Annotated in this window: 7 protein-coding genes and 1 pseudogene; 4 read left to right on the forward strand and 4 right to left on the reverse strand. The window is 67.3% G+C overall.

Features of this window, described 5'->3' with window-relative positions; all coding sequences use genetic code 11:
• Positions 1 to 14: 14 nt before the first annotated feature.
• The 3 genes from C265_RS01870 to C265_RS01880 form a co-directional block, all read right to left on the reverse strand.
• Positions 15 to 746, reverse strand: coding sequence for a TenA family transcriptional regulator (locus tag C265_RS01870; protein ID WP_010810360.1), 732 nt, complete (start codon positions 744 to 746; stop codon positions 15 to 17).
• 176 nt (positions 747 to 922) lie between these two features.
• A complete protein-coding gene (locus C265_RS01875; RefSeq protein WP_010810361.1) occupies positions 923 to 1,855 on the reverse strand; it encodes an ornithine cyclodeaminase family protein in 933 nt (310 codons plus the stop codon).
• Between the two features lie 59 nt (positions 1,856 to 1,914).
• A complete protein-coding gene (locus C265_RS01880) occupies positions 1,915 to 2,610 on the reverse strand; it encodes a sulfite exporter TauE/SafE family protein (protein ID WP_010810362.1) in 696 nt (231 codons plus the stop codon).
• A gap of 446 nt (positions 2,611 to 3,056) precedes the next feature.
• Between C265_RS01880 and C265_RS01885 the strand changes: the two genes are divergently transcribed.
• The 4 genes from C265_RS01885 to C265_RS01900 all read left to right on the forward strand — a co-directional run bounded on the left by C265_RS01885 (position 3,057) and on the right by C265_RS01900 (position 5,673).
• On the forward strand, positions 3,057 to 4,595 hold the full coding sequence (locus C265_RS01885) for a hypothetical protein (RefSeq protein WP_010810363.1): 1,539 nt from the start codon (positions 3,057 to 3,059) through the stop codon (positions 4,593 to 4,595).
• 82 nt (positions 4,596 to 4,677) lie between these two features.
• A complete protein-coding gene (locus C265_RS01890; protein WP_010810364.1) occupies positions 4,678 to 5,019 on the forward strand; it encodes a 2Fe-2S iron-sulfur cluster-binding protein in 342 nt (113 codons plus the stop codon).
• 1 nt (position 5,020) lies between these two features.
• Positions 5,021 to 5,344: a hypothetical protein gene (locus tag C265_RS01895; RefSeq protein ID WP_010810365.1), complete on the forward strand. Its 324-nt coding sequence runs from the start codon at positions 5,021 to 5,023 to the stop codon at positions 5,342 to 5,344.
• Between the two features lie 26 nt (positions 5,345 to 5,370).
• The gene (locus C265_RS01900; protein ID WP_010810366.1) at positions 5,371 to 5,673 is read left to right on the forward strand and encodes a 2Fe-2S iron-sulfur cluster-binding protein; all 303 of its coding nucleotides are present in this window, start codon (positions 5,371 to 5,373) and stop codon (positions 5,671 to 5,673) included.
• Positions 5,674 to 5,760: 87 nt separating this feature from the next.
• Here the strand turns inward: C265_RS01900 and C265_RS01905 are convergent.
• Positions 5,761 to 6,218 (reverse strand): annotated as a pseudogene (locus C265_RS01905) (cobalt chelatase); the annotation flags it as partial.

The following is a 6,218-nucleotide window of genomic DNA, read 5'->3' on the forward strand; positions in this document are numbered from 1 at the left end:
TTGCGCTGCGGCGCTCAGGCCGCCATGTCGAGTTCGGGCAGCGGCAGCTCTTTCTCGACGTAGTCGTGATAGAGCGCCGTCGTGTACAGCAGCCGCATCTGCGCGCCGATCTCGCAGATCTTCAGGCAGCGCTGCTGCAGCTCCGGCGTGTTGGCGTGCTCCAGCACGATCTGGTAGCCGCGCTCGCCGTGGATCTCGTCCGAGACGATATGCAGGTCGAAGAATTCGACTTCCTCGTCAGTGAACTGGTACTTGTCGCGCAGCGTCGGGGTCTGCTTGCGGTAGATCGACGGCACCTGCGACTCCAGCCCGACCACCAGCCCGGCTACCGCGACGATGGGGTCTTCACGCATGGCCACGGCGTAGCACCAGCTCTGCAGGCCACGGGTGGTGGGCGACATATTGTCCGGGTCGATCACGCGCTCGCGGGTGGTGCCGCAGGCTTCGGCGAAGCGGATCAGCAGGTCGGTATGGCGGTCGCCGCCGATCTCTTCCTCATACATATTGGCGAGCAGGAAATCCTTGGCTTCGGTATAGCGGTCCGGGGTGCGGGCGTAGATGTAGCCCAGGTAATCCGCGAACGGGCCTACGTAGTGATAGTGGTTCTCGGCCCAGCGTGCGAGATGGGCGCGGGTCAGCTTGCCGCTGGCCCAGGCCACGCTGAACGGCGCCTTGTTGGCGCTCTTGCCTTTGATGGCTTCTTCGAGGGCGGCACGGAATGCTTCGCGGTTCATCAGTTCGGCCATGGCGGAGGCTCCTGGTTGGCGAGGTGGGGCGATTAAGTGGGTTGGATGCCGGGGTCGCTTCGCAAATCGATCAGCCCTTGCATGGTTGTATACTATATACAGTCAGGCAGCGACGACAAGGGCTTCGTTGACTAATCATGTAAGTGTTTACCCGTCGGTGTCGCGGGCAATGGCGCTCAGGCCGCGCGACGCTCCGCCGCGCCGGCGATGCGGGACCAGGCGAAGCCCGCCAGCGCCACGTCCTCCAGCCCTACGCCGACTGACTTGTAGATCACGATGTCGTCGTCCCGCTGGCGCGGCGACACCTTGCCAAGGACCACCTCGCCCAGCTCGACAATCTTCTCGCGCGGAAGAGCCTGCGAATCGGCCAGCACGATGTCGCCCGCCTCGCGCACGGACTGCGGGCGCCACTCGACCACCACGGCGGCGGCGCGGCGCAGCGCGGTATCGTCCAGCTCACGCGTATGCGGCAGGCTGGAGCCGATGGCGGCGACGAAAGCGCCAGGCCGGAGCGACACGCCCGCGAACAGCGGCGTGGTCGCGCGTGACGCCGTGACGACGATATCGGCCTCGGCCACGGCAGCATCGGGCTCCGCCAGCGTGACCGGGATGCCGCACAGCGCCGACAGCCGCGCCGGCATGCCGGCATCGGCGTGCGGATCGGACACCAGGATGCGCGCCAGCCCGAGCGTCTCGCTGAGCTGGCGCGCGTGCTGCACACCCTGCGTGCCGGCGCCGAACAGCGCCAGCGTGCGCGCGCCGGGCCGGGCCAGCCGCTGCGCCGCGAGCGTGGTGCAGGCGGCCGTGCGCAGGCGCGTGATGGCGCCGGCGTCGAACGACGCGAGCGGCCGGCCGTCGTCAGTCGAGAAGATCAGGATGACAAAGGAGAACTGGCCGTTGATGGTGGTGTAGACCTTCGCGCCCGCCACGCCCTGCTGCGGGATCACCGCACCCAGCGTGGACAGCTTGACGCCGCCCGCCTCGGTGCGAATGCGCTCCTGCATCGCGGCGTCGCCGCGACCGAAGCTGGAAAAAGCGGCTTCCATGACTTGCCGGGCATCGTCCGGGCTGACGTGGGCATCGATCATCGCGTCTGTAATGTGCTGCATGGGAACTCCGCTGGTTGGGATGGAGACAGGAAAGACAGTGATCTCTGCGGGCCAGAGCGTCACGAAAAGGCAGTGCGGCCGAGGACACCGAGTGCCCCGGCAGCGCAAAGACCCAGCAGCAGCCGGCGCACCGCCCCGGGCGAGACGTACCCGCGCAACCGGTTCGAGAGCGCGAAACCCGCAAACAGGAATGGCGCAAGGGCCGCCGCCAGCACCAGCTGCGGCAAACCGAAGCGGCCCGCCAGCGCCAGCATGGAGAGCGACAGCACCGCGCCGCCGGACAGGATGCAACCCATCGTCGCGCGCATCGGCGCCGGCGCCATGTGCTGCATGACCAGCGCGAACGGCGGCGCACCGGCCGAGGTGATCGTTCCCATGAAGCCCGACACGGTGCCGGCGATGACCACATTGGGCGAGGTCGGCAGCAGGCGCCAGCCCAGCAGGCTCAGCGCCACGGCGGCGAGTATCGACACTGAGAACAGCACCCCCAGCGGCCCCGGCGCCAGCCACGCCATGGTCAGCACCGCTGCCGCCCCGCCAAGCGCGCGCCCGATCAGGGCGAAGCCTGCGATGCGCCACGCGATCGCCTCCCGCTCACGCAGCGCGCCCATCAAAGAGAGACAGCAGCCCATCGCCAGCAGCGGACCCGGCACGAGGTCCGGGAAGAAGATTGCGCCCAGCGGCGCCGAAAGCATCGCGAAGCCGATCCCGCCCACGCCTTGCAGGCAAGCGCCCACCAGGATGAGCGCACCCATCCATAGATAAGTGGAGACGGAGAGGCCTGTGGGGAGCAGGGAGTACAACGTGGCGGGCAAGGCAGAGGTCATGGCAGCAAGTCGGGACAGCAGCTTGGAGGGCATACGAAGCGGGTTGGAGGGACGGCCTTATGCGGGCATGCCTCCTGCTCATATTGCTCGCACTTCGCGAGGAAGCTGCGCTTAACGGTATACAGTCTACATGTCGCGGCGGCGACCTTGCAAATCACTCACCTGTCCGCGCACCACTTGGAGGACGCCACATACCGCCGCAGGCCCAATAAATGTGCGACGTTCGGGCAACTTGCACCAGTCTGGGCTAGGCGTAATTCCGGATGAAAAACCTGTTGTCGCGAGATTGCATCGGAATATAGTATACCAACACCGGATTCCGAAGCTGAGAGGGAATCCGGGCCCCACAACCCCTCCGCCCCAAGGGAGTCTTCATGTCACAACAAGTCGTGATCGGTGCCGCGCACTGGATCTATCTGTCAGGGGTAGCAGTCATCGTGCTGACGATGATCCTGCGCGCCAATGTTGTCGTGCCGTCGATCGTTGGCACCGCCCTGGTCGTGTTTGCGCTTACCGGCAGCCCGGTTTCGGCGCTGGGCGGGGTGTTTTCCGCGAGCCTGGTTGCCGCCAAGGAGCTGTTCAATATCTTCCTTGTGATCGCGTTCATGACGGCGCTGCTCAATGCGCTCAAAACGCTGCGCTCCGACATCCGCATGGTCGAGCCCTTCCGCGTGGTGATGAAGAACGGGCATTCGGCGTTCTTTATCCTGGCGGGCATCACTTACGTCATCTCGCTGTTCTTCTGGCCAACCCCGGCCGTGCCGCTGGTCTCCGCGATCCTGCTGCCGGCCGCTATCGCGGCGGGGCTGCCGCCGCTGGCGGGCGCGATGGCCATCGCCATCGCCGGCCAGGGCATGGCGCTGTCATCGGACTATGTGATCGGCGTCGCGCCCGGCATCAGCGCCAAGGCGGCCGGCGCGGCGGTGAGCGCCGCGGTGGTGGCCGATCGCGCGCTGGCGCTGTCGATCATCACCGGCACGATTGCGCTGTGCCTGGCCTATCTGTCGATGCGCAAGCATATCGTCCCCGCCTGCGGCACCCTGCTCGACCGCTGGCAGGCGCGCGCCAGCGGCAGCGCCGAGGCGCTGGAAGGCGGCGGTACCTTCGACAAGGCCGAGATCGCCAGGGGCACCGCCCACGCCGAGCCGCTGGCCAGCGACAGCAATATCGAGGCAAGCCTGGCGATGGTGGCCCGGCGCCGGGTGAAGTGGTCGAAATGCTTCGCGATCGTAACGCCGATTGCTTTCCTCGCAGTGGTCGCCGTCATGGTGCTGCCCAAGCTGGGTACCGGCGTGCAGGACCTCAAGGGCGGCGATGCGGCTGCGCTGGTCGGCGGCGTCGCGGCGGTGCTGATGATGCTGGCGACGCTGGCCGCGGAAGGCCCGCGCCGCATGCTCGACGTGTGCCCGGAGCACATCACCGACGGCTTTGTCTTTGCCTTCAAGGCGATGGGCTCGGTGTTGCCGATCGCGGGCTTTTTCTTCGTCGGCGCCGGCGAAACCGCCGCGCAGATCCTGGGCCTGCCGCCGGGCAAGGCGCCGAGCCTGCTGTTCGAGCTGATCCAGGCCTACCAGCACATGATCCCGGACAACCACGTGCTGGTCGCCTTCGGGGTGCTGCTGGTCGGCATGATCACCGGCATCGACGGCTCCGGTTTCGCAGGGCTGCCGCTGACCGGCACGCTGGCCGGCGCGCTCGGCCCGGTGGTCGGCTTCGACCCCGCGACGCTGGCCGCGGTGGGCCAGATGGGCGCGGTCTGGACCGGCGGCGGCACGCTGGTGGCGTGGTCGTCGCTGATCGCGGTGGCGGGCTTCGCCCGCGTGCCGGTGCTGGACGCGGTGCGCGCGCTGCTGATCCCGGTGCTGATCGGGCTGGCATGCTCCACCGTCGCCGCGATGGTGTTGTGGTCGTAGGCGGCCGCAAGCAACAGCCAGGCCCCTCCGATTTTTTCGACAATTCATGAGGCCGGGCGGCCAGCCCGGCAGGAACCGCGCCATGCCGACAGTCACTTTCCACAAGCAGGGCCAGACCTTCGTCGACGAGGTCAAACCCCAGACCAACCTGGTCGTCCGCGCCGGGATCCGCCAGTTCCCCTACCCCAACCTGCGCTACGAGTGCGGCATGGGCAAGTGCTCCAAATGCGCCTGCCGCGTGATCGCCGGCGCCGAACACCTGCCGCCGCCCAACTGGAAAGAGAAAAAGCAACTCGGCGAGCGGCTCGAACAGGGCTACCGGCTGGCCTGCCAGCTCTGGATCGAGCATGACATCGAACTGGCCCAGGACGACCTGCCCGCCCAGGCACCTGCCATCGTGGCCACGGCCGGCGCGGATGTCTGACATGTTCGTCCTTCTCACCAGCCGCCCCGGTCAGTTCCGCACCGAGCCCACCGCGGGCATGACCGCGGCCGAGGCATACGACTACGTCTTCTATGGCAAGCGCACGGCGCGCTTTGTCATCGCGGAACTGGCCGCCGACACCAAGGTGCGGGTGATGGAAGAAACGCCGCCCGGCATCGTCAACCTGGTGTCGACCAAGTTCCTCGACAAGTACGCCACGCTGGAAGCCGCCCGCGTCGCGCTGCGCGAGCTGGCCAGCTTCGGCAGCATGGACATCGCCCTGGTGCCCGCCCCGGTCGCCATGGCAGGCGCTCCTGACTACTAACGCCTGACCTTCAGTCAATCTTCGCCATGATCCAGATCACCTTCCTCACCAACCACGGCAAGACGGTCAGCGCGCCCGTCAACAGCAATCTGCTGCGCGTGTCGCTGCGCGAGCAGGGCGGCATCCCTTTCAAGTGCGGGGGCGGCCTGTGCGGCACCTGCAAATGCCGCATCGAAAAGGGCCACGAGCATACAGACGCGGTCAAGCCGAAGGAAAAGAAACTGCTGACCGAGGAGGAGCTGGCGACGGGGTTCCGGCTGGCCTGCCAGACTTTTATCGATGGGGATATCGCGGTGTCATGGCAGCCCAGGGAGACGATGCGCGGGTGAGCGGGCGCTGAGGAGCGGCTGAAAGAATACCGCGCGGGGCAGGCGGGTGCGCCTTCGCGCCAGCGTTTCCGAACGCTAGTCTTGCCGCTACCGCCGCCTCGCCCCCACCAGACCCGCCACCTCATCCAGCATCGCCATTTCCACCGGCTGCGACAGGTCCAGCGCCAGCGTGTGCCGGTAGTAGGGGCTCAAGTCCAGCCCTACCCCCAGCCCCAGCACTTCCACATCCCGCAGCGCCTCATGCCGCGCCACCACGGCCTTCAGGTGGTTGTCGAGGTAGCAGGCGTCGTTGGCCTGCCCGGTCGCGGTATCCATGGGACTGCCGTCGGACACCACCACCAGGATGCGGCGCGCCTTGCCGCTGGCGTGCAGCCGCGCGCAGGCCCACTCCACCGCCTCGCCGTCCACGCCTTCGCGGAACAGGTCGGCCTTGAGCAGTGCGGCGATGTCGGTGCGCGCGCGCCGCCAGCTTCGCTGCGCGTCCTTGAACACCATATGGCAGGTCTCGTTGAGCCGGCCAGGGTGCTGCGGGCGGCCGCGCGCGA

The sequence above is a fragment of the Cupriavidus sp. GA3-3 genome (genome assembly GCF_000389805.1).
GTDB lineage: Bacteria > Pseudomonadota > Gammaproteobacteria > Burkholderiales > Burkholderiaceae > Cupriavidus > Cupriavidus necator_D.